This is a genomic window from Mucilaginibacter sp. (genome assembly GCF_035492695.1).
GTDB lineage: Bacteria > Bacteroidota > Bacteroidia > Sphingobacteriales > Sphingobacteriaceae > Mucilaginibacter.
In genome coordinates this window covers 456,360-482,945 of sequence record NZ_DATJJC010000012.1, presented here as the reverse complement: position 1 = coordinate 482,945, position 26,586 = coordinate 456,360, and the positions used below count along the sequence as shown (strand labels likewise).

Genomic DNA, 26,586 nt, shown 5'->3' with positions numbered 1-26,586 from the left:
GAGCGGTGTTGTCAGGCTATAACCTTCGCCATGGCCCTTACGGGGAAAGTACCCACGCCTTTAAATTTCGGTGGTATAGCGCTGAATTTGAAACCCGCGGCGGGCAGTTGCGCCAGGTTACAAAGATGTTCCACTATCAGTATCTCAGCGCCAAGTAAAATAGTATGCACCGGCCTCCTGTTTCCAGTGGTATCGTCAATATTCACAGAATCGATGCCGACCAGTTTAGCACCGTTATCCCGTAAATATTCAGCTGCGTTTTTGGTCAAATGCGGGTTGGGGTTGAAGTAATTATCCGTATTCCAGAACTCATCCCATCCGGTTTGGACCAGCACAGCCTTGTTCCTCACATCATGCCCCTCAAAATATTTTTCTGTTATTGTCAATGTTTCGGCATGAGGTACGCGGATAACGATACCATCCAAATCGGCAAAACTTTCCAGCCCCATCTCCGACAAATCCTTACCGTCTGCAAAACGATGAAAGGGGCAATCGATATAGGTACCTGTGTTCGACACCATTTCTATCTTGCCTATCTGGAACGTGGTACCCTCTTCATAAAAACTCTTGGAATCGTCCCGGCTAAGGAAATCGCAGATAATGGGAGCGGGTAAACCTTTATAGGTAATCAGACCAGCCTCAATGGTATGGCTCAGGTCGATAAATAGTTCCGTGTGCTTACTCATTTTAATGTTTTGTTTTCCAGCGCGCCCTTAATAGCCGGCACCAGCTTAGCGTGCAGGACTTTATCAACCGCCGCTTCAGAGGTCATTCCGCCTAACGAATAGTATTGTATCTTCCCGGTTTTATCCACCACGATCGTCGTCGGGAAGCCAAATACCCGGTAAACATTCTTGCAGATGGCCGATTTCGGGTCGGCTATGTTATTGGCAAAAAATTGTTCATCAGCCAGGTATTTCTTCAGATCCGCGTCCTTCTCGCGTGCTATGGCAATAAAAACGACATCATCCTTACTAAACTCCCCGGATATCTTCTTCATCACCGGCGCCTCAACATGGCAGGGCGCACAGGCAATAAACCAAAAATTAAGCACCACGACTTTGCCTTTCAGGTCTGCAAGGCGGATCACCTTGCCATCTACCGTCCTTGCAGTAAAATCTGGGGCCGCCACCCCTATCATACAGCCCGTACTATTCACATCCATGATCGATTTCGCTGCGCAGTCGGATAATGTACTGGCGTAATCATTAGTCTGGGCGAAGGTGGGTTGTGGTAAGGCAAAGGCTATAATCGCGATAAATATTAACGTAAATTTTTTCATGCGGAAGACTAATTATTTGTGAAAGTAATACTTCCTATTCAGTCTAACAAAAAAGGCACGGTCTCTCAACCGTGCCTCTTAAGCAAAAAGTCTAAAGCTAAAAGCAAAAGTTTTGGGCTTTCTGCTTTTAGCTTTTACTTCCTTAATACCTGTAATACTCCGGTTTAAACGGACCTGCAACCGGTACGCCGATGTAGTCGGCCTGGTGCTGTTCCAGTTCTTCCAGTTCCACACCAATTTTGGCTAAGTGCAGGCGGGCTACTTTCTCATCCAGGTGCTTTGGTAAGGTATATACCTGGTTTTCATATTTATCACCATTCAGCCAAAGCTCCAGCTGGGCCAGGGTTTGGTTAGTGAACGAGTTGCTCATCACAAAACTTGGGTGACCTGTGGCGCAACCCAAATTCACCAAACGGCCTTCAGCCAGTACGATCAGGTCTTTGCCGTCTATGGTATATTTATCAACCTGTGGTTTGATCTCGACTTTGGTATTGCCATAAGCGCCATTCAGCCAGGCCATGTCTATCTCGTTGTCAAAGTGACCGATGTTACAAACGATGGCTTTATCCTTTAACGCGCGGAAGTGTTTTTCCTTAACGATATCGCAGTTACCGGTAGCGGTTACCACAATATCAGCCTCCGTTATAGCGGTCGAAAGTTTCTTCACTTCAAAACCCTCCATAGCAGCCTGCAGGGCACATATCGGGTCTATTTCTGTTACGATAACACGAACACCTGCATTGCGCAGCGAATCGGCAGAGCCTTTGCCCACATCGCCATAGCCGCAAACAACGGCTACTTTACCGGCCATCATTACGTCGGTAGCGCGGCGGATAGCATCCACCAGCGACTCGCGGCAGCCGTATTTATTGTCAAATTTCGATTTGGTAACCGAATCGTTCACGTTGATGGCAGGCATCGGCAAAGTGCCGGCTTTAACCCTATCGTACAAACGGTGTACGCCTGTCGTAGTTTCTTCTGATAAACCTTTAATACCGGCAACCAGTTCAGGGTATTTATCCAATACCATATTGGTCAGGTCGCCGCCGTCGTCCAGTATCATGTTCAATGGCTTGCGGTCTTCGCCGAAAAATAAGGTTTGCTCGATACACCAGTCAAATTCCTGTTCGTTCAAGCCTTTCCAGGCATAAACCGAACTTCCGGCAGCAGCAATAGCGGCAGCAGCGTGATCCTGGGTAGAAAAAATATTACACGAAGACCAGGTAACTTCGGCACCCAGCGCCTGCAATGTCTCAATTAAAACGGCGGTTTGTATGGTCATGTGCAGGCAGCCGGCAATACGGGCTCCCTTTAGCGGCTGCGACGGACCGTATTCGGCACGAAGCGCCATCAAGCCCGGCATTTCGGCTTCGGCAAGCCCTATCTCTTTGCGACCCCATTCGGCCAGGGACATATCTTTTACCTTATGCTTAACATAAGCAGTATCTGTTATCGACATAGTTTTTCAATTTATTTGTAGCGCAAAAATAAGCAATGGGATTGTGTAAATCAAATCAAGCGTTCACCAATTCGGGCTTAGTGTGTTTGGCAACCGGTTGATTATTAGCCGTCATAGATAATTTTCCATTGTGCGACCCGCCGGTTTCAACCTGAAGCACCTGCGTTTTAATGTCGCCGGTAATACGTCCGGTGCTCCTGATCTCCAACGAGTGTGTACTGATATTTCCGTTTACCGTTCCGTAAACAATGATCTCTTTGGTATGTATGTTTCCTGTTATAGTTCCCTTTTCACCCAGGATCAGTCCCTCGTCAATGGTCACATCGCCGTTTATCGTTCCTTCAATCCTCACGTAAGCAGGCGCCTTCATGTTGCCATCAAACACACAGCCTTCGCTTATCAGGGTCGATATCACCTGCTGATCCAGTTCTACTTTGTTCTTTCTTGAAAACATATTCTTTTAGTTGATTAAGTTGATTGGGTTTGATCATGTTGAACTCAATCAACCATCCTCTCAATAAACCATTCAACTCTTAATTATTTAATGTCAAAAACTTAACCGGGTTCACAGGCTTGCCGTTCTTCCGGACTTCGTAATGCAAATGCGTACCTGTCGAGCGGCCCGTCGAGCCAACCTTACCGATCACATCGCCTGTTTTTACAGGTTCGCCCTCCTGCACATTAATGTGCGATAAGTGGCCATACAATGTCTGGAAATCATTTTTGTGCTGCACGATGATGCAATTGCCGTAACCACCTTTCCACCCCGTAAAAACCACTTTGCCATCGGCCGTCACATGCACCGGGTCGCCTTTAGCGCCCCTGAAATCGATACCGGGGTGCAGTTCCGCGCTCTCTCCGTCAAATGGGTCGCTGCGGTAGCCAAATGCCGAAGTGATAGAGCTTATCCGTGGATAGCCCATAGGCGTAAAGGCCACGCTGTTGAGCAAACGGCTAAGATATTCGTCATAAAGCGAATATTTCTCATTATCGCTCAGGTCGGCAGCAGCTTTGTTGTCGCCGCCTATGTCTTTGGTCGAAAAGCCTTTCAGGCCCCTTTTTCTCAAATAGTCATTAATTTTTTGCAGCTTACCCTGTATCGATTCGATATAAGTTTGGGCCGAGCTTTTGGCAACTGCCTGGCTATCGGCCGCAGCTGCAACAGCAGGCAGCTTACTTTGCAGCCGCGCTATTTGCGAACGCAATTGCTGCTTCTCCTGTTCGTCTTTGCTTCCTTTTGATGACAGGTAAATTACCATACAGGCGAGCGCAAGAAAAACGCAGCCAACAGTGGCTATATAATGTTTTACTCTTTTTAAATGCTTTGTTTTTACCCGGATAGCCTGTGTTTGTTCCTGGTTTTTGTTAACAATAATGATCGTACTAAAATTGGTCAGTTTTAGGTTCATGCTGTTAGTTTGAGTTGACTTGGGTTCCGCAATATAAGAGAATAGACGTATAAAAACCCAAAATATTTCGAAAATTTAACATTAAATTTAAATCCTTCTGACCTGCCGCCGTTCATGATTTCCTTTTACGTTTAAAGTCAGCAAAATGTTATTATTACACTTATAAAATTTGAATAAAAAATGATTTTATACCTTTGTAAAAAAGTTTATTGAACAAACATGATGTACCCTGAATATTTAGTTGCCCCAATGCGGGAAGAGCTGACCAGAGTTGGTTTTGAAGAGTTAAAAGATGCGGATGCGGTAACCAATGCTATTGAGAGCGAGGGCACTGTATTTGTGATGGTAAATTCGGTATGCGGATGTGCCGCAGGCATGGCGCGGCCTGCTGCCCGTGCCGCTGTGCAAAACGAAAAGCACCCCGATAAATTAGTAACGGTGTTTGCAGGCATGGAAACCGAGGCAGTAAATAAAGCGCGTGCCTACATGCTACCTTATCCGCCATCGTCGCCTGCAATGGCTTTATTTAAAAACGGCAAGCTGGTGCACATGATAGAACGCCACCAGATAGAAGGCCGCCCTGCGCAAATGATTGCAGACAACCTGATCGGTGCGTTTGAGCAATACTGTTAATTGAAGGTTAAAGGATAAAGGTAAAAGGTTGAAAGGAAGATTTCTTTTCAGCCTTTGCTTTTTAGATTATATAAACCTTTCACCTTTATCCTTTCCGCCTTTCACCTGTCTTAAATAATCGGTATATCCGGGTTTCCGGGATGTTTTTTTGATTTCTCCGGGCTAAGCTTCTTTTCCTCCTGCTTGTTTAGCATCTCAGTAAGGCTCGGACCGTTGGGGTGGCCCCTCGCTTCTCTTACCGGATCATCACTGGCCGGTTTAGTGACCCTTTTTTTATGTGTGTCCATATTTAACTAACGTTAACTCCGTTCATTTGTTTTTTACCTGCCGCTGTATTGCAGCTCCAGGGGAATGGCGATGGGTTTTGGCTCTTTAGCATCAACAAGCCGGGGAGTCAGGTACAAAAACTTCATGCCGGCTCCGCCATCTTTCTGGAAATATTCGAGCCGCACCGGGTAAAAGCCCTTTTTCAGCGGCAAAATATACGACTTGGTGTCGCTGTTATCGTGCAGCCCATCGTCATCCAGCAATAACCCGTTATTGAAATAGAGCCTTGAACCGTCGTCCGAGGCAATAGCAAAAACATAGTAACCTTCCTCCTTTATTTCAATCTGCCCGCTTATTACCAGGCCAAAATTTTCTTTGGCCGGCAGCTTACCCAAATCGAAGTCTTTGTCCGTTATTCCTTCTTTTACAGGCTTCAATTGGCTAAAGTCGGGTAATTTATCCCAGGTACCCTGGTAATAAGCGTAATGGAAGCCGCCGGGCTGGAAATTCCTTCCCTTTTTTACGGGCGCAGGGCCAAGGCCTTCGTTAAAAACCCCTGCGGTTATCTTATTGTACTTTTCCTGCCGGTTAAATATTTTGGCCGTAAAGGTGCCGGGGGCCTGCATGGTAATCACCCTGCTTATCGTAGGCGATGCCATGGTAGGCATCGAGCCATCGGTAGTAAAACGAACTTTTGTTGTATCATCAAAGTCCCATATAGTAATGGGTTTGTTTTTCAGCATTATCCCTGCCATCGGGTGAAATTCCGGCGCTTTAACACGGTAGCCTTCGTACACAAAGCGCAACCCGTCGTAAATACTCTTCAATCGCACGGTACCGTGTGTTTCGTTGGGGTAGGCCGAAACTTTCCAGTCCAAACTTTTTGGCGCGTATTTTTGCAGCAGGGTGTCCATCGGGTTTATTGCCATTTCTTTCATTCCCTGCCCCTCCCGACCGCTGATAAAAAGCGTTTTCTCCTGGTTGGCCAGCGTGGGCAGCTTTGCTGCCGCCGCCCTTATCATCAAACCTTTACCCCACCAGTAGCTTGGGTCGGCGGCGATGTACGATTTGAAAGTGTCCGGCTCGTTAAACAGCGCATAGGTTACGAACAACCCGCCGAACGAATGTCCAAAAAGGATATTTTCGCCATCCGAAGGATAAGTTTTATTGACATAAGGTATCAGTTCGTCCTTCAAAAACGCAAGAAATTTATCCGCGCCGCCCGACGTATTAAGCCCCTCATCACGCGTCGGCGTCAGATCCTTGTTACGGTCGATATTCAGCACCCCAACAATGATCACCTGCGGCATAAAACCTTCCCGGGTAATAAACTGCTGTATATCAGCTACGGTTTTCGTATTATCATCTCCGTCGGTTACATAGATCACATCATACTTATCCGCCGAGCCGGGCTTATAATTTACCGGCAGCACCACCTGTATAAAACGCTTTTGACCCAAAACGGAGGAGTTGACGGAATCCTTTTTACCCGGGATGTCCTGCGCTGATGCTGGTCCGAAAAAAATGCAAAGAACGGCTATAGTAGCGCTGAAAAAAATGGCCGGTTTGTGTTTCATAGTAAGGCTTTTGTTGAACTAATATAGCTAAGACGGACGATATTATCACATGGTTACAGCTATTTGACCTGCCCGTTACTAAGCCTCTCAACCTTCGCCAAAATTACTCGCTCCGCAAACTCTTCACAGGGTTAACCAAAGCGGCTTTCATTGCCTGGAAACTCACTGTAACCAGGGCTATTAAAACTACTACGCCGCTCGCCGCAATAAATAACCACCATTGCACCGGTGTATGATAGGCAAAGTCCTGCAACCATTTATGCATGGAGTACCATGCTATCGGCGATGCGATAACTGATGCAACAATAACAAGCGTTAAAAACTCCGACGACAATAAAGCAAATAATGAGGTTACACTTGCGCCCAGCACTTTCCGGATGCCGATCTCTTTCGTCCGCTGCTCGGCAGTAAACATAGCCAGGCCCAGCAACCCTAAACAGGATATAAATATGGCCAGAGACGCAAAAATATTTGACAGCTTTCCTATAATTTGCTCGCTCTTATATAATTTCAGGTACTGATCGTCAGAAAAATTGTAAGTGACTGGAAAGTCGGGGTTTAACTTTTTGCACAATGTTTCGATGCTTGCCAAGGCCTCTTTTGTTTTACCAGGCTTTGTACGGATGAGTATATTACCAAATGCTTGTTTATCCCTGTTAAAATAAATGATAAGAGGCATAATTGCCTTATGAAGTGACTGGAAGTGAAAATCCTTTACCAAGCCTATTATTTTCCCCTTGCGCCCCCGCATGGCCAGGTTCTTTCCAACGGGATTGGCATATCCTAATTTTTCCCCGGCAGTTTCATTAATTATATAACCGGCTGAATCGGTAGGAAAATCTTTGGAAAAATCGCGGCCTGCCAGCAACTGCAATTTCATGGTTTTTATAACGTCGTACTTAACGCCGCAATTCTCAAATGCAACAGAAGTGCCGGGGTCCTTTCCATCCCATTGCACATTAATGGTACTGCTATCAATAAATGTCGGGGTCGACGATATATTGGCTACATACATAATGCCGGGCATACTTAGCGCGTCCGTTTTAAAAACGTCAAATTTCGAACGCAATTCGCCATCAGCTGGAATGTAAACCAGGTTCTCGCGGTCATAACCCAGGTTGCGGTTTTGGATAAATCTTATCTGTTGCGACACGATGACCGTGGCAACAATGAGTATCGACGACAAAACAAACTGGAAAACCACCAATCCTTTACGGAACAGGACGGCTCTCCTGTCAAGTTTTAATGTCCCTTTCAGCACCTTAACAGGATTAAATGAAGAAAGAAATAACGCCGGGTAACTGCCCGAAACCAGTCCTGTGATCAGGGTGATCACGATGAGCTTTAGCCAAAATGAAAACGCGCTGAAAGGGATGATCATTTCCTTCTGGGTAACGAAATTAAACAAAGGCAAAGCCAGGCTCATCAAAATCAGCGAGACCGTGACGGCTATTGCGGTAAGCATTAACGACTCTCCGATAAACTGGCCGATCAGTACGCTTCTTACTGCACCCACTACCTTACGCACACCTATTTCCCTTGCTCTTTTAATAGACCTGGCTGTAGTAAGGTTCATAAAATTGATGCAGGCTATCAATAACACAAACACCGCTACAATACTGAAAAGGTTTACATACTCAATTCGGCCGCCGGCTATTTCCCCGTTCACAAAGTGCGAGTGGAGGTAAACCTGGTCAAAACGCTGTAACCCGTTTTCAACACGATATGATGCATTTTTATGCATATAATGATCAAGGAAATGAGTAAGTTTTTTTTCAGCTAAACCCACATTGGCGTTGGGACGTAACTGCACGAAAGTTAAGGGTCCGCTGTTTCCCCAATCTTTTGCATCAGGATATTCCGCTAAATAAGCATCCCAGTTTATTACATATTCGAATTTTCTTGAGGTGTTCTCAGGCAAATCATTAAATACCGCGGTTATTATAAAATCCTTTCTGTCTTCAAATTTCAGGGTTTTGCCAATAGCTTCTTCCGGACTGCCGAAAAACATACCGGCCATCTTTTTTGAAACCGCCATACTCAGCGGCGAATTCAATGCTGTTTTCGGATCGCCCTCCAAAAGAGGATAGCTAAACATTTTAAAAATATCCCTGCCGGCAAATGTGCCGCTTACTTTTAAAACCTTATTGTTGCCCCTGAAAATATGATTGTCATTTTCGTCCTGCATGTTTATGGCATATTCCACCTCGGGCAACACCTTCTTCAATTCCTCGCCCATCGGTGCGGGTGTGTCGTAGTTGCCGTCAATTTTATTGTCATAATACTCACGCTCATAAACCTTAAATAGCCTGTCACCATGTTTATGGTAGGCATCAACACTACGCTCGTCTTGTACCCACAGCAAGATCAGCAGGCTGCAGGCCAGCCCCACCGACAGGCCCGCGATATTGATAAACGTATGCGCCTTGTTCTTCGACAAGCTTCGCCAGGCTACTTTAAGGTAATTTTTGACCATAGTCTTTTTGGTTTATTAGTTCAATTGTCCATTGATAACCGCCTACTCACTTCTTAAACTTTTTACCGGATTCGCCAATGCAGCTTTTATGCTTTGATAGCTGATGGTTAACAGTGTCACCAGGAGGGCACCTGCTGCCGTCAGGGCAAATACCCACCACGACAGGCTGGTATGGTAGGTATAATGCTGCAGCCAGCTGTCCATAAACCTGTAAGACAGGGGTATGGCAATGATGACAGAAATAATTACCAGCACCACAAAATCCTTCGACATCATGCGCCACAAACCGAATACCGATGCGCCCAGCACTTTCCGCACGCCAATCTCTTTTACCCGCTGCTCTGCAACAAACGATGCCATACCAAACAAGCCCATGCAGCTGATAAAGATCGCCAAACCCGCAAATACGCTTGCAAGCTTGCCTATTCGCTGCTCATTCGAAAATTTCCTGGCATACTCATCATCAGCAAATTTGTAGGAGAAGGGGACCGAAGGCGAATACATTTTGCAAACTGTTGCGATTTTTTCAACGGCTTCATGCGCGCTTATACCGGGGTTTATCCTGATAAGCATGTCATCATAAGCGCCCCGGCCTAAATAAAAGATCGTCTGTTTAACCGGCTCGTAGGGCGACTCCATCACCATGTCCTTCACTACACCTATAACAGTCAGGTCCCTTTTGCCCACATTTACTATTTCGCCGATGGGCTTTTTAAGTCCCATATATTTTACAGCAGTTTCATTCAGCACCACAGCCAGCGAATCAGAAATATATCGATCGGAAAAATCGCGCCCTTGCGTAAATTGCCAGCCTACTGTTTTGCCGTATTCGGTCGAAACACGGATACTGCCAAAAAAGACGGATGATGATGGATCTTTTCCTGTCCAGCTAATATCGCCCCGGTTATTATTCAGGCCGGTCGTGGCGCTTGATGATTCGGCAACTTCTGTTACCGCGCCTGATTTCAAAAGATCAGCCTTTAACGCACCAAAATGTTTGTGCAAGTCGTCGTTAGTAACTTCGATATTTACCAGGCCGCCACGGCTATAACCAACGGGGCGGTTTTTGGCAAATTGCACCTGTTTAAATACGATGATAGTGCCGATAATCAGAACGATAGAAACGGTGAATTGGGTTACCACTAAAACCTTACGGGGTATCGCGGCAAAAGGCCCGGCTTTAAACGTCCCCTTCAGCACTTTGACGGGGTTAAACGACGACAGGTATAATGCCGGGTAACTACCTGCTATCACGCCGGTAAGTAATGCAAAACCTGCACCAGCGGCCCAGAAAAGCGGGTTGCCCCATAAAATGCTCATTTGCTTGCCCGCGACATCATTGAACCATGGCATCGCCAACCGCACCAATAATATTGAAACGCCAAATGCCAGAGTGGAAATCAGCAACGACTCGCAAAAGAACTGCCTGATCAATTGTCCCCTTAATGACCCTACTGCTTTCCGTATACCAACTTCTTTAGCCCTTTTTTCGCTGCGCGCAGTACTAAGGTTCATGAAATTGATGCAGGCGAGTAGCAATACAAATATGCCGATAGTGCCAAACAGCCACACATATTGGATGGCGCCGCCGATATTCATCCCATTTTTAAATTCGGAGTACAAATGCCATTTACTCATCGGCTGAAGGAATATAACCGGCTTAAATTTCCGATCCTCCTTACTCATATTGTTGAGCTTGATATCGTGTATTTTCGCCGAAATCTTTTCCATATCTGCGTTATCGGCCATTTGCACATACATGAATAGCGAATTGTCGCCCCAATCAGTCAGCGACCTTTCATTACCCGGACTATGAATATAATATTCCCAGGGGCCGATAAATGCCACATCGTGCAGGGTAGTATTTGCCGGCAAATCCTGGTAAACCCCTGCAACTTTAAAAATGTCTTTATTATCCAGCTTAATAGCTTTGCCAACAGGGGCAGTGTTGCCGAACAATGCTGTGGCTACCGATTGTGACAATAATATCGACGAACGGTCTTTTAATCCGTTGCGGTCGCCGGCAAGCATTTGCAGTGTAAACATGTCCGGAGCCTCGGCTCCCATAAAACTTCCCCGGTACGAAATGTTCTTATTCCCGACGTTCAAAATATGCGGATCGTTCCACGATGACAAAGCGATATGCTTAAAATCACTCCCGTAACTTTTTCTCAGTTCTGCATCAAGTGGCAATGATATGGCTGTACCCGTGTTAATGTTGCCGTTAAAGGTTTCGTGCTGCATTACCTGGGCGATGTTATCGTAATTTTCATGATACTTGTCAAACGACAATTCGTCCCATATCCATAAACCGATCATCATCGCTACTGCCATACCCACGGCAAGGCCACCGATATTAATGAAAGACGAAGCTTTGTTTTTGACGAGGTTCCGCCAGGCTACTTTAAGATAGTTTTTGATCATGATATATCAGTGCATTGGTTTGATAATTTCATTCCTTCATCAGAGGCGGTTCGCTTCATGACAAATTGCAGCTACGAACTTGCTACTATAGAACCCCGGCTTACGCTGGTTTGATCCGTTTTAGTACCTCCTCAAAAAGCCTGCCTTCATTTTGTTGTTGCCCTTTACCGTTTTGCCACCATTCGGACAGCCGTTCGGCACGCCCGCGCAAGCCGGGGTATTGCTGCAGTAACCTGTCCAGGTTACGCAATTCATTTTCAGTGGCTTCGTCGGCCAGTTTATTGGCCATGCCCTTCCAAATTCCATCTTCAGGATCCATATTTAGCCCGGAGCAGCTATTTCCTTTCCCCCTGTAATACAACTATATAAAACACATGCCAAATTTTGAACAATTTGATTATTAGTTTATTACAGAACAGGATATACGCTTACTGTTCGAATACGAACATGCAGTGTGCGGTTTTGAAAGCCGTGCCAATAATATTATAAGTGAATATCACCTTTTTATATGACGGGCTGTAACAGACCATTGCGACGCAGCGTCTGAGGTTTTTTAAATGAAAACTTTTCTAACTTAGCTGAACATTAACTGATCCATAGATGAAAAGACTCTCTTTCCTCATCGTGCTGTTGTTCAGCTCGGCTGCCTTTGCGCAAAAAACCTATATACAATGCGGGAAACTGATAGATGGTGTAGCCGATAAGCCACAAACAGAAGTTACCATCATAGTCGAAGGCAACCTGATCGCTGATATTCAAAAGGGATATACGCACGGCGGATCATCTGATAAAGTTATCGATCTGAAAAATAAAACGGTAATGCCCGGGCTTATCGATTGCCATGTGCACCTGGAAAGCCAGGGCAGCAAAACAAGTATGCTTGATGGCTTTACGAAAACGGATGCGGATGTAGCCTACCAGGCGGCCGTTTATGCCAAACGTACGTTAATGGCTGGTTTTACCACCGTGCGCGACCTGGGCGGATCGGGCGTTAATATCAGCTTGCGTAAGGCCGTAAGGCAGGGATTGGTGGAGGGGCCCCGCATTATTACTGCCGGTCGTGCTATTTCGGGAAGTGGGGGCCACATGGATAATTCCGTTGGGTTCAGGGACGATGTGTTCAACCATAAAATGGGTCCGGACGATGGTGTTGCCGATGGCCGTGATGAATTGATCAAAGCCGTTCGTTTGCAATTTAAACGTGGATCGGATGTGATCAAGATAGCATCAACCGGCGGCGTGCTCGACCTGAGCGAGGAGGGTTCGGGCGCACAAATGAGTATCGACGAAATAAAAGCCGTTGTGGAAACAGCCAAAGATTACGGGCTGCGGGTAGCCTGCCATGCACACGGCGCCGAGGGTATTCGCAGAGCTATTTTAGGCGGGGTTACATCAATAGAGCATGGCACCTTTATGAACGACGAGGATTTTGAACTGGCCAAAAAATATGGGACCTATCTCGTTCCTACTATTATTGCAGGCAAATCCGTAGCCGATTCGGCAAAAATAGAAGGTTATTTCCCGCCTGTCATCAAACGCAAGGCAATGGAGGTTGGCACACAGATACAGGCAACCTTTGGTCGGGCCTACAAGGCGGGCGTTAAAATAGCTTTCGGCACCGATGCCGGCGTTTATGCGCACGGTAAAAATGCCATTGAATTTCAATATATGGTGGAGGCCGGTATGCCGCCTATGGAAGCCATAAAAGCAGCAACAGTAAACGCCGCCGATCTGCTGGGCATGAGCAACAAAATAGGCAGCATCAGCAAGGGCAAGTTTGCAGATATTGTAGCCGTTGACGGCGATCCGCTTACCGACATAAAAACAATGAGAAATATGGCCTTCGTAATGAAGGATGGAAAAACTTATACAAATCAATAATTAAACCATAATGATACATTTTAAAACGCTTTCAAAAATTGCGCTTACGGGCATACTGGCCACAAGCCTGACAGCATCGTACGCGCAGCGCGAAAAGCCAGACAGTGCGCTGTTAAAAATATACCGCGCAACCCCGGCACGCATAAACGACGTGATACATACCAAACTGGACGTGCGGTTCGATTACAAAAAACGCTATATGTATGGCAAGGAATGGGCTACGTTTAAGCCACATTTTTACCCTACCGACAGCCTTCGCCTGGACGCCAAAGGCATGGATATCAAGAATATTTCGGTAGTAAAAAATGGCAGGAATGTGCCGCTGAAATATAAATATGAGGATAGCCTGAGCCTGAATATTCAACTCGATAAAGTTTATCACAATAATGAGTCGTATGTCATCTATATCGATTACACCTCGAAACCAAACGAACTTAAAGTGAAGGGCAGCGCAGCCATTAACGATGCAAAGGGCCTGTACTTTATCAATCCCGACGGGACAGAAAAGGATAAACCTGTGCAGATATGGACGCAGGGCGAGACCGAGGGTTCATCGGCCTGGTTCCCGACCATTGATAAGCCGGAGCAAAAGACAACGGACGAGATCAGCATGACCGTTCAGTCGAAATATGTTACGCTGTCGAACGGCAAACTGGTATCGCAGAAAAAGAATGCCGACGGCACCCGCACCGATACCTGGAAAATGGACCTGCCGCATTCGACATACCTGTTTATGATGGCTGTAGGCGATTTTAAGATATACCGCGACCATTGGCGCAACAAAGAGGTGAACTATTACATGGAACCGAAATATGCGCCTTATGCTAAAGATATTTTCGGCCTGACACCTGAAATGATCGAGTTTTATTCCAAACTGACCGGCGTTGATTATCCGTGGAACAAATATTCGCAGATCGTTGTGCGCGATTATGTAAGCGGCGCGATGGAAAACACTACGGCAACCCTGCACGGCGAGTTTGAGAACCAGACCAAACGCCAGCTGCTGGACAGCTATTACGATTTCGGCATGAGTACAATAGCTCACGAACTGTTTCACCAATGGTTTGGGGATTATGTGACCTGCGAAAGCTGGAGCAACCTGACCGTTAACGAGTCGTTCGCAAACTTCAGCGAGGTGCTTTGGGCCGAACATAAGTATGGCCAGGATGTTGCCGATGACCAGAACCACCAGGACATGGCACAGTACCTGGGTGATCCTGCCGCAGCGGAAAAGGACCTGGTGCGTTTTCATTATGTCGACAAGGAAGACGTTTTTGATGATGTAACCTACCAGAAAGGCGGCCGCATTCTGAATATGCTGCGGAATTATTTGGGTAAAGACGCTTTTTATAAAGGGTTAAATATTTATCTGAAAACCAATGCCTTCAAAAACGGCGAGGCACAGCAACTGCGCCTGGCGCTCGAACAAGCCAGCGGCCGCGATCTGAATTGGTTTTTCAATCAATGGTATTACGGCGCCGGGCACCCGGTTTTTGATATCAGCTACAAATGGGACGACGCTTCAAAAACCGAAACGGTGTACGTGCAACAAAAACAGGATGGTCAAATATTCAACGTACCATTGGCTGTTGACATTTATGCAGGCGGCAAAAAAGAGCGCCATAAAGTTTGGGTAAACGGCAAGAGCGATACACTGACCTTCCGGGTTGCATCTAAGCCCGACCTGGTGAACTTTGACGGCGATAAGATCATTCTCTGCAAAAAGACCGATAATAAATCGCTGGACGAATTTGCGTTCCAGTATTTCAATGCCCCGCTTTATATGGACCGGTTTGAGGCTATTGAAGCAGCACAATCAAAAGAAGCTGAAGCGGCCGGGCAAAAAATAATATTGGCCGCGCTTAAAGATAAATACTATGGCTTGCGTTTAAAAGCTGTAAGGGCGCTGAAAATGAATAACAAGGAAATTCATGACGCAGCGTTACCCGTCCTGACCACCCTTGCAAAAAGCGATGCTAACACGCTGGTGCGTGCCGCAGCGCTTACCGCACTGGGTAAACTAAAGGACCCGGCTTACATGAATATATATAAGGAAGCCATCGGCAGCCAGTCGTATGCGGTACAGGGTGCAGCGCTTACCGCTATCAACGGTATCGATTCATTACAGGCGCTTACACTTGCTAAAGGTTTTGAAAAAGACAACCTTGGCGCGCTTACACAGGCCATGATCACTGTATTCGCAACCAACGGAAGCTCAGAAGCATGGCCGTTTGTTTATGATAAATTTACCGCTGGCGACGTTAACACAAAGTTCGGGATGATCAGGAACTTTGGAGCAATGACGGGGAAAGTAAAAAACCCGGAGTTCGCACAGCAGGGGATAAGTGAAATAAAAGCGCTGGGTATCAAATACAAAAAATTTGGCGGCGTAGGCCCTTTTATCATTAATATGCTCAATAATATCAAGGAAGATCGTACCAAATTGAACGATGCAGCTTCGGCCAAAGCAGCCGATGACGCTGCTACCGAAGTTAAAGACGCCAAATAAGTGTATTAATATCCTTCACACCTGTAAAGAAAAGCCCCCCGGACAACCCGGGGGCTTTTTCTTTTTACGTAAATGAGAATGCTGTCTATTAACCGTTCATATACAAATCATTTAATATAATGATCCCCATCATGTTTAGCCAGGTGCAGCACGGATAATTTAGCGGCATTTAGTGATTAGCGGGCTTGTTAATATCCGACAGCTTTACAATAACTTTATATTATGGACAAAGGCTTTTTTGTGTACCTCCAGCAACTTGAGCTGATGGGCTTTTTTTCAGGCTATGCGATAATTTATAGTATAGTATTGTTTTTGGCCGATACCCCGCCACTGAAGGGAAAATTCACAAAAAGGCTTGTTGCGCTACTGCCGTTCTCCTATGCGCTGGTCGGCACCTTATTTCTGGGTTTTCTGTTAAAAAAAATATATCCCGACTATTCCATTGAACACATAAAACAAGTTATCCAGCAACCCTGGTTAATTTTGCTCGCGCTTTTTTCCATGCTCTTTTGGATTCCCGCCCTCAGCAAAAAAAAGGTCCTGACTTTGATACATAGCCTTGTGTTTTTCTTTTTCCTGGCAAGCGACTTGTTCGTACAACTGTTTTCCTCATCGACCGAAAGCGATGTGATTAAAAACGATATGAAAGTGTATGTAGCAAGTATTATCCTGAACCTGGCCACGCTCGCCTTTTTAGTGTTGCTGTCTCTCTTATTTTCCTATTACAAAAAACGGCCGCAAGCTAATTCGGCTTGAAAATGCCTTCTTCACACTTTTTTCAGACTTAAATATATTCAACTGATATATAGACTGTTGTGCTTTTTTATTTGACTACAAGCAGCCTAATTAAGTGATAAATGTCATTCTATTGTCTGATTAGCCTCATAGAATTGTCAGTTTGTACCCGATACTTTTGACTCGTTAATAATTAAAAATTCTTCCACTTAAAAATACTTTTTATGAAACGCTTCAATAACAAAATGCTAATGTTTGCCCTTATCATCATTAGCGGCTATGGGGTTATAGCCAGTTGCACACACAAAAACGACCCGTTGCCTGCCGGTGTTTCAACCGCAGTAAAAATAACCCACGGCAGCCACGTACACTTGCCTGGTACCACCATCGGCGATACCACACAATGGAAATTTGACAAGGTACATAGCGCCGTGAATTGGTCAAGTCCATTCCTTGAAGTTGGCGCGGACCTGACCGGGAAATTCAACCAGTTCGGCGTGGCCGATCTTACTGATGCGATGATGCAGAATTATAGCGCTACCAAACAGCCGGTACCCGATACTTCCTGGGCATTTTACGAAAACGCTCCTGAGAAAACACACTTTGCAGGATACGTTCAACTTAACACGGTCAATACTGGAGAACCGGGACGCGACGGGGGGTGTTTAATCACCACTTTTGGCACTACCGCTATTGTAGCCGGCACTCAAAACCTAACAGTACAAAACGTTGCCCATATTAAAACAACCAAAGTTGAATTCGATCCTGCTTCAAATGGTTATATAGCCACCTTTAGCTTTACCTGGCAGGGTGGGTTGTCAGCACCGGCTACCCAAACCTATGTAGGCAAACTATCCTATGTTCCTGAAGCACTGGTTCCCGGCGGCGCTTACAGCGATTTCGGTCTCAAACTGGAGTTCCAGATAAATAAAGCTGATTTCGGTATCAATAACACCGAAGTGGGCGACAACATCAGCATAGTGGTGAATGTAAACTTTAACAATAAATAGTAAACCTAATTACCATGAAACCGATAATCATATTCATAGGGCTGCTTTTTACCATTGGTATTGCTTTTACCGGATGTTATAAAGATGTTATCCTGCCGAAGGCCGGCGTTGACCCAAATGGCCCGCCACAAAACTATAGCTTCAAAACTGATATATCTCCCATTTTGAGTACCAATTGCGCCTTGTCGGGATGTCATGTTGCAGGAGCGCAAGCCCCCGACCTGGAAACAGGCGTATCCTACAACAGCCTGGTTAGCGGCGGATATGTAAATACGCTTATTCCTAAACAAAGCGAGCTATATATCATGATAAATGGGGATATGCAGATACACATTCCAGATGCCGCCGATAGGCAAAAGATATTTGACTGGATCCGAACCGGGGCTAAAAACAATTAATTGACCTTAAAACAAAACAACGTGAAACCAAAAATAAATTTCGCAAAACGCTTGCTCACAGCAGGCGCATGCCTGGTCAGTTGCATCCTATCATTTGAAACTACCACATATGCGCAGGATACTACAGCTGTAGTAAAAGAAGCCGGGGCCCCTGTTAAAGCCAAACCAGTGAAAAATACATTTCAGAGTATTTGGCTGATCGATAACCAAACTGTCATGGTACCTTTTAAAGGCACATTTGAAATGGATATTCAGCACAGATTCGGCACAGTCGATAAAGGATACAGTGACCTTTGGGGATTATATGCCTCCTCAAACATACGCATTGGCGTTGGCTACGCTCCAATAAATAACCTTTACCTGGGTATTGGTCTAAATAAATACGATGAACTTTGGGACGTAAGCGCCAAATACGCACTATTAAAGCAAACACCCGGCGAGTCACCGGTTAGTATTACTTATTATGGCGATTTGTCTTATGACACCAGGAAAGACGCAACTAAGGATTTGTTTGCCCATCAGTCGGACCGTTTCCTATCATTTAACCAGATCATCATTGCCAGGAAGTTCTCCGATAAATTGTCGCTGCAGGTAGCGCCAAGTATTACGCACCAAAATGCTGTAAACGGGTACTACACCAAGAATGACAGCACGGGCCAAACCATCTTCGAGGAAATGAAACACGATCACTTCGCAGTTTCCGTCTCAGGCAGGTATAAATTAAGCGATGCAACTGCTGTTTTGGTAAACTACGATCAACCCATCACGAAGCACGCTACAAACAACCCCAGTCCAAACTTGTCTTTTGGGTTTGAGTTTGCCACGAGCGGCCACACCTTCCAGTTATTCATGGGAAATTATTCGCTGTTGAACCCGGGGAAGAACAACCTGTTTAATGCAAATAGTCCGTTCAATTATACCCAGGCTGACGGTACAAGGGTAAAAGGCGGAAAGTTTGTTATCGGATTTAATATCACCAGGTTGTGGAATTAAAAAGATACCACCGTCAGTAAATTCTAAGTAACTTTAAACATCGTTCAATATTAAATCGTTATTCCAATGAAAATTAAATTAATGCTGGCGACCTCTGCAATTGCTGCAAGTGTAATGTGTGTCGCTTTCACAACCGTGCAGCAAACAAAACCCTGGCCGGTGCCGGAAAAAAATGCCAAAATGGCTAACCCGGTAAAACCAAGTAAGGAATCAATAGCCAATGGTAAATCCTTATGGAACCTGCATTGCGCATCGTGCCACGGAAAAACCGGCCTTGGCGACGGCAGTAAAGCGGCTCAATTGAAAACACAACCAGAGGATATGACCAAAGGCACTGCACAAACACAGTCCGACGGGTCTATCTTTTATAAGATTTCCGAGGGCCGGGATGATATGCCAAGCTTCAAAAAGAAGATCCCTGATCCGGATGACATGTGGAGCCTGGTAAATTTTATCCGCACGCTCAAAAAATAATATCTTATCAAACAATTAGCGAAAAGCCCGGCATAGTCCGGGCTTTTCCGTTTATCAATTTGATTATCAATAATATACAAATAAATTGACTTTGTGATGACAGTCACTTTTTAACCTGCGTGACATCATGGTACACGTTCCCGCACATAAATAGTTTTACATCATCAAACAACCAGTACTATGGACAGCAATAAAAAAGTACACCCCGGTAACTCTCCATCCAGGCGAAAGTTTGTCTGGGGAGTCGGCATTGTATCTGCTTTCGCAGCAATTTCGGCCGCAGTTAATCTTCCCTTTTTCCGGAAACAAAAGCTTGCAAGTAAAAATAAAACCATCAAAATGCTAACCGAGGATGGCCGGCTTGTCGAGATCGACCAATCCCTGGTATCGGCAAGTAAAAAAAAGGTAACCAACACCGAATTGCAGCATTGGATAAAAAAATAGATTTCTAAGACCTTTTTAAATTAAAAAAAATGGAACAAGAAAATAACCCGAGAAGAGACTTCCTTTTAACCGGGCTGGCAGTTGCCGGTGGCCTGTTAGCAGGTTGTACTTCAAATAAAGACCCCTTTGAAGCCGGCGCTGAGGAAACCGCCAAAGCATCGGGCAAAAAGGTGAAATTGTTATCCGTTGAAGGCGAGGTGATCGAAGTTGACGAAGCATTTCTTAAACCCGTACCCCACTTGCCGCCGGTGTCCAACACCGAAGCAAGGCTTGGCATACCGGGGAAAAAGTTTGTTATGGTTATTGACCTTTCCCGGTGCAAAAACCTGAAAAAGTGTCAATCGGCATGCAACCACGCCCACCAATTGAACCCCGGCGAGAATTGGATAAAAGTAGAGCCGATGGAGGACGCCGAACATACCGCACCTTATTGGGAACCAACGACCTGTATGCACTGCGATGATCCGCCATGCGTAAAAGTATGCCCGGTTGACGCAACCTTCAAACGGCAGGACGGTATTGTCCTCATAGACAGCGACCGTTGTATCGGCTGCAGGTTTTGTATGGCCGCATGCCCATATTCAACCAGGGTTTTCAACTGGGGCGCTCCCGAAATACCGGCAGAAGTTGCCAGCCAGCCATATTCGTGCGAAACCAGCGTGCCCCAGAAAAAAGGCACCGTGGGTAAATGCGATTTTTGTGCAGATATGACCCGCGAGGGAATGCTTCCGCATTGTGTATCAGCCTGCCCTAACGGCACTTTCTTCTTTGGCGATATGAATGAAGACTCGGTTACCAATGGCGCCGAAACCTTCCGCTTCAGCGAACTGATAAAGGATAAAGCCGGTTACCGCTTAATGGAGGACCTGGGCACTAAGCCCAGCGTTTACTACCTGCCACCGGTTAACCGGAACTTCCCTTTCCAATCGGGGCTTGAAAATGATAAACAACCATCCTAACTAAATCCAACTGATCGTGGAAAATTCAGATTTAATTGCAGAAGATAAAATAATACAGGACCTGCTGCCGCAAAAATTTGGCAAGTGGGGCAAAATATGGACCGCCGCCCTGGTCGTTGTTTGCTTAATTGGCGCTTTCGCCTATTACCGGCAATTGCGATACGGCCTGGCAGTTACCGCCATGCGCGACTATGTTTCGTGGGGCATCTATATCTCCAATTTCGTATTCTTTGTGGCCATCAGCCTGGTAGGTTCGCTAATAACCGCAATCTTCCGGTTAGCGGGCGTAAAATGGGGTTCGCCACTTACCCGGATAGCCGAGATAATTGCCGTAGCGGCCATCATTTTTGCTTCCATTATTATCATAGTAGATATGGGCAGCCCCGAAAGGTTCTATTTCCTGTTCACTCATGGTCGTATACAATCTCCCATTATCTGGGATGTGATCGTTATTACAACCTACTTTTTTATCAGCATCCTTTTACTGTATTACCCGCTTTTACCCGATATGAAGATATTGCTGCGTTTCAGGCAACAATCGGGTGAGAAGCTGTACAGGTTTTACAAATTCATGGGCTCATTCTGGCAGGGTACTGCCACCCAGTTCAGGCTTAGCGAAAAAGCCATCAATATGCTATGTATCGCTATCATCCCCGTTGCGTTTACCATACACACGGTTACATCATGGCTGTTTGCGACAACTTACCGCCCAGGCTGGGATAGCACCAACTTTGGTGCTTACTTTATAGCCGGGGCCTTTTTAGTAGGTGCAGGCGCTGTGGTAGTGGCCATGTATGTTTTCAGGAAAGCCTATCATCTTGAAAAATATATTACCGAAAATCATTTCGAAAAGATGGGGCGCATATTGGTATTGCTGGCCATGCTTTATCTCTATTTTAATGTTAACGAGTTTTTAACGCCGTTCTTTAAAATGAAGGAATCAGAAGCGGCTTATTTAAATGGCCTTTTCACCGGCGATTTTTCAACAGTGTTTTGGTTTGCCATTTTAACCGGCATGATTGTACCTACCATCATTCTTTTATTTAAAAAAGGGAGAAAACCCCTGCCGGTTATGATCGCAGGTGTTCTGGTGATCATTGGCGCCTGGTTTAAACGTTACCTGATTGTAACGCCCACCTTGCTGCACCCTTTTCTGCCCATGCATGATGTTCCGGCAAGCTATCGACATTATTATCCAAGCTGGGAAGAGTGGGCTATCACCATGGGTTCGTTAGCCGGCGCTTTACTGGTGATCACCATACTGGCCAGGATATTCCCGGTCATTCCAATTCAAGAAACTATAATTGAACAACATGAAACCGCTAAATAAAATAGTCGCTGCATTGTTATCCATTGCCCTGCTGGTGACTGGCTATGATGGCTTTTCTCAAGGCGCACAAAAGGGCGACCTGAGCGTAAACATCAGTTATTTCAACATCAACAACCAGATACCTTACGTATCTGTAAACGTGAAATCGAAGATAAACGGCCGGTTTCAACCCATTGGCGGCATCCCGCTGAAATTGTTCCTGGATAAGGACACTGCCGGAACATTCATAGGCCAGGTTGTAACAAATGAAAAAGGAGCTGCCTGGGCTAATATTCCTTCTTCGGTAAAGAAAGAATGGAATAGTTCGGTAAGTCACACTTTTTTGGCCACTTTCGATGGCAATAAACAATACGAACCAGCAAAAGCGGATGTCACCGTTGGCAGGGCGATAGTTACTATAAAAGTAACCGATGATAAAAATATTACTGCCACGGTACTTGAAATGAAAGGGGAAAGTTGGGTTCCGGTGAAAGGTGTCGACCTGAAAGTTGCTGTGAGACGCCTCGGTGGCGACCTGCCGGTAAACGAAACCCCCACGTTTACAACCGATTCGACCGGCCAGGCATCGGCCGATTTTAAAAGGGACAGTATTCCCGGCGATGCTAAAGGGAATATCACCCTGGTTGTCAAAATGGAAGACAACGATCAGTTTGGGAATGTATCGGCCGAGAAAGTTGTGCCATGGGGTTCTAAATTTGTTTACAAAAGCACGTTTAACGAACGGACCCTGTTTGCCACAAGGGACAAAGCGCCAATATGGCTGCAGTTGATAGCGTATTCGATTATTGTCACTGTTTGGGGTATCCTGATCTACTTGGTATTTAATATTTTAAAGATCAGGAAACTGGGTAAAAGTATTTGATAGTGTAGTGCCGGGCCTTGTCTTTCAACCATAAGCAAGTTGAAAAAAATATTGGCCAATGGCCCCTGCCGATCAGCAGGGGCTTGTTTTTTTAACATTGATCCTTAAAAAAATAACAACTTTTAACATTTGAATACGCTAATTTAGTGCTGAACAAAATCAGCATACCATGAAAAAGACCTTATTGATCCTGTTCGTTGTCGCCATTGTCACACAAGTAAAGGCACAGCAACTGGCTTTTAAGCCTGCGGATTCGATGCTTGTTAAGTCGTTAAAGATCTATCCCAGCCTTAAAATGTCAGATAGCTCTCAATTCAAAAAGTACCTGGAAACCCCGAACCTCAACTCCCTGGCTTTTGTAAATACATGGAAGGAAAACACCGATGCGGGCACCTTTTACAGCACTATGCCGGTTGTTAAAATGGGTTCTAATGACAAAATGCCCATTGCAAAGTTGGAAAGCGGTGGTATAAATCACACCATGCCGATCAAAAAAATAACAGTTGTCGATCCTTTGGCGAAGAAAATGCCCGTGACGCCTTGATAACCTAACCATGTGTTTGACATAGTTGTGTTTAATATTGTTCCAAGTATTTCTTAGAATAATCTTTTTCGTATTCTTCTGGAATTTTAGTTTTCCTGTAGTCCATACCGTTCTTTTTCAGAAACTCCACCAACTGCATTTTCTTTTTGTATTCTTCTGATCCAAGATCATAAAGCCACGTTCTCATTTCATCTGTGATATATTTTTTCTCACCTTCAGCAGTTTTATAAAATACCCGTTTATAATCCGCCCCTTTCCCGATCAAATAAATAACCACGTCAGGGTTTAATCCGAATTCAGCAGCCAGACTTAATGGACTCGATCCGTATTCGTCATTGTAGTTGACATTTGCTCCCGCGTCAACCAGTATCTTAACATAGTTCAAATTCCCCTCTTGAGAGGCAATTGACAATGGTGACTTCGTTCGTCTAGGTCCATAAGCAGAACCTGCTTTACTATGCCCTTCTATATTTGGATTACCTCCATATTTTAACACCAACTGTAAAAATCGGGAATCAGCCCCTTCATGAGTAAAACCTCCCAGTCCAAGTTCACACGCCTCTGTTACGGCAGATGCTCCAGAGTAAGTACTTTGCATATTAGGGTCAGCGCCAAGTTCTAAAAGTGTTTTGACCGAATTATAGCTTGAGTGTTGAACAGCTAAACTTAATAAGGGCTGACCAAACTTGGGTTCCGTGAATGAAAGTAGGTTTCTGTTTTTGCTTACTTCTTGTTTTATTTTTACTGTGTCCTCATTTTGAACTGCTTTTGCCAGTTCCCAGGCCGGTGTTCCTTTGAATAAACGATAATCATTCCCAAGCATATTGCTTCTGTCAACAGTCGTATCATCGTTGTCAAGCCCTAAAGCATCTTTAAAATCGCTTAAATAATTATCTATCGTTTTTTTCTTTATAGCAGGCCATTGACTTTTATCAACGCTTAATTGCTCGCCGGTCGGTTTATTGTCTATACTGACAGTCATAGCAGCCATCCCGGTTAAGTTTATCCATCGCTGATCATATGTCTCTTCGTTCGTTCTCGCAAAATCCACCACCTTTGGAATTATCGTTTTCAAACTATCCAGATGATGAAAAGCATATTCATTGATGACCTGGCCGAAATTTTGATTATAAGCAGATGCATTTGCCGTTTTATCCGCACACCTGTTGACATCGTACCTTGCCCTGAGCTGCGCTAAATAAAACCAAAAGCAGGCGTCGTTATACTTATTCTGAGCGAAAAGAATATTAGACAAGGCATACAAAACAGGCGGCGTGTATCTATTCGCATTTCTTTCCACAGAATCAATCAGAGTAGTTCTGGAATGATTCAGATTGCTGTCCAATAACAATTGCATAGTCCTTAGATCATTTGAAAGATTTATTTCCTTATAAACCCCCTCAGGCTCTACCTGGTGGTTAGTAACATCCTGAGCAAAGACGGCTAAGGGAAAAAATGACAGGAATAAAAACAGAAATGATCGCATGGTTTAGGAATATAGCGAAACTAAGTTAATGCTTTTTATAAAGCTTTCATTATCAAAAATCCTTGTTCAGCAATTTCTCCAGTTCGGCAAAGCCGATATTCATTTTCACCCGGCCTTGTTTGGCGTAGGATATTTCGCCGGTTTCTTCGGATACAATGATGGCTGTGGCCTCGTTATTTTCGGTAACGCCGATGCCCGCGCGGTGGCGCAGGCCAAATTGCAATGGCAGATCGGTTTTGTCGGTCAGCGGCAATATGCAGCTGGCCGCTTTTATTTTGTTTTCGGATATCACGACCGCGCCATCGTGTAAGGGGCTATTTTTTTGAAAGATGCTTTCGAGCAGTCGTTTAGATATTTTTGAGTCCAGCACCTCGCAACTGTTCTGGTAAAACTGCTCGTCGTAATATTTGGCAAACACAATAAGTGCACCGGTACGCGACTGCTTCAGGCCCTTGCAGGCGTCTATAATAGGTTTAATGCGGGCATAGTTATCCTTTTCCACATCAGCCCGGCCAAAGAAATATTTCCACCAGGCCTTATTCCGCTGCAGCGAGGCATTTTTACCCACAAGCAGCAGGAACCTTCGTATTTCCTGCTGGAACAGCACAATAACCGCTATAATGCCAACATCCGCCACCTTCTTTAATATACCCGCAAGCAGGGGCATTTTGGATGCCGGAACGATGTAATACAGCAGGTAGATGAGCGCCAGCCCGATAAAAATATTGGCGGCAATGGTGCCGCGTATCAGGTTGTAAAGCTGGTAAATGATGATAGCCAGCAGCAATACATCGAGCACCGAAAAAACTGTGATCTTAAAGCCGCTGAAATCAAACCAATGCATTGAGCGAAGTTAATGTTTTCTTTTAGATATGAGATTTGAGACGTGAGATTTGAGACAAATAAGCATATAAAAATCTAATCGTTGCGCCCCCTTATATCCCGCCTTTACCCTTGGTAAGGCCCGCCCGGTACACCCCATCCCCACGATGGCATGGGCACATCAGTAGGTTCGTTCACTTCATCTAATTGCGAATTGATAATAGCCAGGCGGGTACCCCATTCAAGGTAAGCCAGGAATGCCGAGCGGAACTCGGGGTCGTCAGGTAATTTCAATTCGTCGACAGTATCAAGGAGCAAATAAAGCCAGCGTTTGCGCTGTTCGTCGGTAAGATGACGCGAAAGATGTTTTTTGATCATTTCAAAGTGGTTTCCTTCGGTTTCGCTATATAATTTAGGTCCGCCTAATACCTCGGCAACAAAGTGGGCCACATGCAACCGGTGTTGTGGCGACATGTGCCTGAGTATCGGTTCAAGCAGCGGGTCGACAACTACTTTGTCATAAAATTTATCGAACAAAGTTTCAAAAACCTGCATACCGCCTGCCCATTCGTACAGGGAAGGAATTGGTTTATTCTCTGTCATAGATCATAG

At 45.2% G+C, this 26,586-nt stretch carries 26 protein-coding genes; 13 read left to right on the top strand and 13 right to left on the bottom strand.

Annotated elements, in window-relative coordinates:
• Positions 1-11: 11 nt before the first annotated feature.
• The 5 genes from VL525_RS08915 to VL525_RS08895 all read right to left on the bottom strand — a co-directional run bounded on the left by VL525_RS08915 (position 12) and on the right by VL525_RS08895 (position 4,150).
• Positions 12-686 (bottom strand): cyclase family protein, encoded by a 675-nt coding sequence (locus tag VL525_RS08915; RefSeq protein WP_325385550.1) that lies wholly within the window; start codon positions 684-686, stop codon positions 12-14.
• Positions 683-1,282: a TlpA disulfide reductase family protein gene (locus VL525_RS08910; protein ID WP_325385548.1), complete on the bottom strand. Its 600-nt coding sequence runs from the start codon at positions 1,280-1,282 to the stop codon at positions 683-685. Before VL525_RS08910 ends, VL525_RS08915 begins: the two co-directional genes overlap by 4 nt.
• Before the next feature lie 142 nt (positions 1,283-1,424).
• Entirely contained in the window at positions 1,425-2,741 is a 1,317-nt protein-coding gene (gene ahcY / locus VL525_RS08905) for an adenosylhomocysteinase (RefSeq protein WP_325385546.1), read from the bottom strand.
• A gap of 55 nt (positions 2,742-2,796) precedes the next feature.
• Positions 2,797-3,195: a polymer-forming cytoskeletal protein gene (locus tag VL525_RS08900; protein WP_325385544.1), complete on the bottom strand. Its 399-nt coding sequence runs from the start codon at positions 3,193-3,195 to the stop codon at positions 2,797-2,799.
• A 79-nt stretch (positions 3,196-3,274) separates the two neighbouring features.
• Complete coding sequence (locus VL525_RS08895) at positions 3,275-4,150, bottom strand: M23 family metallopeptidase (RefSeq protein WP_325385542.1); 876 nt, start codon at positions 4,148-4,150, stop codon at positions 3,275-3,277.
• A gap of 222 nt (positions 4,151-4,372) precedes the next feature.
• Here VL525_RS08895 and VL525_RS08890 point away from each other — a divergent pair, with 222 nt between their 5' ends.
• Entirely contained in the window at positions 4,373-4,783 is a 411-nt protein-coding gene (locus VL525_RS08890) for a BrxA/BrxB family bacilliredoxin (RefSeq protein ID WP_325385750.1), read from the top strand.
• 110 nt (positions 4,784-4,893) lie between these two features.
• On the opposite strand, the gene VL525_RS08885 is transcribed toward VL525_RS08890, so the two are convergent.
• The 5 genes from VL525_RS08885 to VL525_RS08865 all read right to left on the bottom strand — a co-directional run bounded on the left by VL525_RS08885 (position 4,894) and on the right by VL525_RS08865 (position 11,846).
• Positions 4,894-5,070 (bottom strand): hypothetical protein, encoded by a 177-nt coding sequence (locus tag VL525_RS08885; RefSeq protein ID WP_325385540.1) that lies wholly within the window; start codon positions 5,068-5,070, stop codon positions 4,894-4,896.
• A 33-nt stretch (positions 5,071-5,103) separates the two neighbouring features.
• Positions 5,104-6,627: an alpha/beta hydrolase-fold protein gene (locus VL525_RS08880; RefSeq protein ID WP_325385538.1), complete on the bottom strand. Its 1,524-nt coding sequence runs from the start codon at positions 6,625-6,627 to the stop codon at positions 5,104-5,106.
• 103 nt (positions 6,628-6,730) lie between these two features.
• The gene (locus VL525_RS08875) at positions 6,731-9,103 is read right to left on the bottom strand and encodes an ABC transporter permease (protein ID WP_325385536.1); all 2,373 of its coding nucleotides are present in this window, start codon (positions 9,101-9,103) and stop codon (positions 6,731-6,733) included.
• A 42-nt stretch (positions 9,104-9,145) separates the two neighbouring features.
• The gene (locus VL525_RS08870) at positions 9,146-11,527 is read right to left on the bottom strand and encodes an ABC transporter permease (protein WP_325385534.1); all 2,382 of its coding nucleotides are present in this window, start codon (positions 11,525-11,527) and stop codon (positions 9,146-9,148) included.
• Positions 11,528-11,627: 100 nt separating this feature from the next.
• On the bottom strand, positions 11,628-11,846 hold the full coding sequence (locus VL525_RS08865; protein ID WP_325385532.1) for a hypothetical protein: 219 nt from the start codon (positions 11,844-11,846) through the stop codon (positions 11,628-11,630).
• A 281-nt stretch (positions 11,847-12,127) separates the two neighbouring features.
• Here VL525_RS08865 and VL525_RS08860 point away from each other — a divergent pair, with 281 nt between their 5' ends.
• From VL525_RS08860 to VL525_RS08805, 12 genes are all read left to right on the top strand, one after another.
• Positions 12,128-13,408, top strand: coding sequence for an amidohydrolase family protein (locus VL525_RS08860; protein WP_325385530.1), 1,281 nt, complete (start codon positions 12,128-12,130; stop codon positions 13,406-13,408).
• A gap of 10 nt (positions 13,409-13,418) precedes the next feature.
• On the top strand, positions 13,419-15,917 hold the full coding sequence (locus tag VL525_RS08855; protein ID WP_325385528.1) for a M1 family metallopeptidase: 2,499 nt from the start codon (positions 13,419-13,421) through the stop codon (positions 15,915-15,917).
• A 222-nt stretch (positions 15,918-16,139) separates the two neighbouring features.
• The gene (locus VL525_RS08850) at positions 16,140-16,673 is read left to right on the top strand and encodes a hypothetical protein (RefSeq protein WP_325385527.1); all 534 of its coding nucleotides are present in this window, start codon (positions 16,140-16,142) and stop codon (positions 16,671-16,673) included.
• 203 nt (positions 16,674-16,876) lie between these two features.
• Positions 16,877-17,662, top strand: coding sequence for a YceI family protein (locus VL525_RS08845; RefSeq protein ID WP_325385525.1), 786 nt, complete (start codon positions 16,877-16,879; stop codon positions 17,660-17,662).
• Positions 17,663-17,676: 14 nt separating this feature from the next.
• Positions 17,677-18,060 carry a hypothetical protein gene (locus VL525_RS08840; RefSeq protein WP_325385523.1) on the top strand — a complete coding sequence of 128 codons (384 nt, stop codon included), beginning with the start codon at positions 17,677-17,679 and terminating at the stop codon, positions 18,058-18,060.
• Positions 18,061-18,081: 21 nt separating this feature from the next.
• Positions 18,082-19,053 (top strand): DUF5777 family beta-barrel protein, encoded by a 972-nt coding sequence (locus VL525_RS08835; protein WP_325385521.1) that lies wholly within the window; start codon positions 18,082-18,084, stop codon positions 19,051-19,053.
• Between the two features lie 66 nt (positions 19,054-19,119).
• Positions 19,120-19,527, top strand: coding sequence for a c-type cytochrome (locus VL525_RS08830; RefSeq protein ID WP_325385519.1), 408 nt, complete (start codon positions 19,120-19,122; stop codon positions 19,525-19,527).
• Positions 19,528-19,707: 180 nt separating this feature from the next.
• Positions 19,708-19,971 carry a hypothetical protein gene (locus VL525_RS08825; protein ID WP_325385517.1) on the top strand — a complete coding sequence of 88 codons (264 nt, stop codon included), beginning with the start codon at positions 19,708-19,710 and terminating at the stop codon, positions 19,969-19,971.
• 29 nt (positions 19,972-20,000) lie between these two features.
• Positions 20,001-20,930 carry a 4Fe-4S dicluster domain-containing protein gene (locus tag VL525_RS08820; protein ID WP_325385515.1) on the top strand — a complete coding sequence of 310 codons (930 nt, stop codon included), beginning with the start codon at positions 20,001-20,003 and terminating at the stop codon, positions 20,928-20,930.
• 16 nt (positions 20,931-20,946) lie between these two features.
• On the top strand, positions 20,947-22,260 hold the full coding sequence (gene nrfD, locus VL525_RS08815) for an NrfD/PsrC family molybdoenzyme membrane anchor subunit (RefSeq protein WP_325385513.1): 1,314 nt from the start codon (positions 20,947-20,949) through the stop codon (positions 22,258-22,260).
• Positions 22,244-23,122 (top strand): hypothetical protein, encoded by an 879-nt coding sequence (locus VL525_RS08810; protein WP_325385511.1) that lies wholly within the window; start codon positions 22,244-22,246, stop codon positions 23,120-23,122. The genes nrfD and VL525_RS08810 overlap by 17 nt, the downstream gene beginning before the upstream one ends.
• 169 nt (positions 23,123-23,291) lie before the next feature.
• Positions 23,292-23,666 (top strand): hypothetical protein, encoded by a 375-nt coding sequence (locus VL525_RS08805; RefSeq protein WP_325385509.1) that lies wholly within the window; start codon positions 23,292-23,294, stop codon positions 23,664-23,666.
• Between the two features lie 31 nt (positions 23,667-23,697).
• Here VL525_RS08805 and VL525_RS08800 read toward each other — a convergent pair whose 3' ends face one another.
• The 3 genes from VL525_RS08800 to VL525_RS08790 all read right to left on the bottom strand — a co-directional run bounded on the left by VL525_RS08800 (position 23,698) and on the right by VL525_RS08790 (position 26,577).
• Positions 23,698-25,152 carry an ankyrin repeat domain-containing protein gene (locus VL525_RS08800; protein WP_325385507.1) on the bottom strand — a complete coding sequence of 485 codons (1,455 nt, stop codon included), beginning with the start codon at positions 25,150-25,152 and terminating at the stop codon, positions 23,698-23,700.
• A 52-nt stretch (positions 25,153-25,204) separates the two neighbouring features.
• Positions 25,205-25,996, bottom strand: a complete 792-nt coding sequence (gene cdaA, locus VL525_RS08795) for a diadenylate cyclase CdaA (protein ID WP_325385505.1) — start codon at positions 25,994-25,996, stop codon at positions 25,205-25,207.
• Between the two features lie 104 nt (positions 25,997-26,100).
• The gene (locus tag VL525_RS08790; protein ID WP_325385503.1) at positions 26,101-26,577 is read right to left on the bottom strand and encodes a group II truncated hemoglobin; all 477 of its coding nucleotides are present in this window, start codon (positions 26,575-26,577) and stop codon (positions 26,101-26,103) included.
• Positions 26,578-26,586: the final 9 nt, after the last annotated feature.

Coding starts and splice junctions, on each gene's coding strand:
- VL525_RS08840 (WP_325385523.1), top strand. CDS start 17,677: ATGAAACCGATAATCATATTCATAGGGCTGCTTTTTACCATTGGTATT.
- VL525_RS08880 (WP_325385538.1), bottom strand. CDS start 6,627: ATGAAACACAAACCGGCCATTTTTTTCAGCGCTACTATAGCCGTTCTT.
- VL525_RS08870 (WP_325385534.1), bottom strand. CDS start 11,527: ATGATCAAAAACTATCTTAAAGTAGCCTGGCGGAACCTCGTCAAAAAC.
- ahcY (WP_325385546.1), bottom strand. CDS start 2,741: ATGTCGATAACAGATACTGCTTATGTTAAGCATAAGGTAAAAGATATG.
- VL525_RS08890 (WP_325385750.1), top strand. CDS start 4,373: ATGTACCCTGAATATTTAGTTGCCCCAATGCGGGAAGAGCTGACCAGA.
- cdaA (WP_325385505.1), bottom strand. CDS start 25,996: ATGCATTGGTTTGATTTCAGCGGCTTTAAGATCACAGTTTTTTCGGTG.
- VL525_RS08865 (WP_325385532.1), bottom strand. CDS start 11,846: ATGGATCCTGAAGATGGAATTTGGAAGGGCATGGCCAATAAACTGGCC.
- VL525_RS08810 (WP_325385511.1), top strand. CDS start 22,244: ATGAAACCGCTAAATAAAATAGTCGCTGCATTGTTATCCATTGCCCTG.
- VL525_RS08885 (WP_325385540.1), bottom strand. CDS start 5,070: ATGGACACACATAAAAAAAGGGTCACTAAACCGGCCAGTGATGATCCG.
- VL525_RS08830 (WP_325385519.1), top strand. CDS start 19,120: ATGAAAATTAAATTAATGCTGGCGACCTCTGCAATTGCTGCAAGTGTA.
- VL525_RS08845 (WP_325385525.1), top strand. CDS start 16,877: ATGAAACGCTTCAATAACAAAATGCTAATGTTTGCCCTTATCATCATT.
- VL525_RS08915 (WP_325385550.1), bottom strand. CDS start 686: ATGAGTAAGCACACGGAACTATTTATCGACCTGAGCCATACCATTGAG.
- VL525_RS08820 (WP_325385515.1), top strand. CDS start 20,001: ATGGAACAAGAAAATAACCCGAGAAGAGACTTCCTTTTAACCGGGCTG.
- VL525_RS08910 (WP_325385548.1), bottom strand. CDS start 1,282: ATGAAAAAATTTACGTTAATATTTATCGCGATTATAGCCTTTGCCTTA.
- VL525_RS08900 (WP_325385544.1), bottom strand. CDS start 3,195: ATGTTTTCAAGAAAGAACAAAGTAGAACTGGATCAGCAGGTGATATCG.
- VL525_RS08790 (WP_325385503.1), bottom strand. CDS start 26,577: ATGACAGAGAATAAACCAATTCCTTCCCTGTACGAATGGGCAGGCGGT.
- VL525_RS08825 (WP_325385517.1), top strand. CDS start 19,708: ATGGACAGCAATAAAAAAGTACACCCCGGTAACTCTCCATCCAGGCGA.
- VL525_RS08855 (WP_325385528.1), top strand. CDS start 13,419: ATGATACATTTTAAAACGCTTTCAAAAATTGCGCTTACGGGCATACTG.
- VL525_RS08850 (WP_325385527.1), top strand. CDS start 16,140: ATGGACAAAGGCTTTTTTGTGTACCTCCAGCAACTTGAGCTGATGGGC.
- VL525_RS08805 (WP_325385509.1), top strand. CDS start 23,292: ATGAAAAAGACCTTATTGATCCTGTTCGTTGTCGCCATTGTCACACAA.
- VL525_RS08875 (WP_325385536.1), bottom strand. CDS start 9,103: ATGGTCAAAAATTACCTTAAAGTAGCCTGGCGAAGCTTGTCGAAGAAC.
- VL525_RS08895 (WP_325385542.1), bottom strand. CDS start 4,150: ATGAACCTAAAACTGACCAATTTTAGTACGATCATTATTGTTAACAAA.
- VL525_RS08800 (WP_325385507.1), bottom strand. CDS start 25,152: ATGCGATCATTTCTGTTTTTATTCCTGTCATTTTTTCCCTTAGCCGTC.
- VL525_RS08860 (WP_325385530.1), top strand. CDS start 12,128: ATGAAAAGACTCTCTTTCCTCATCGTGCTGTTGTTCAGCTCGGCTGCC.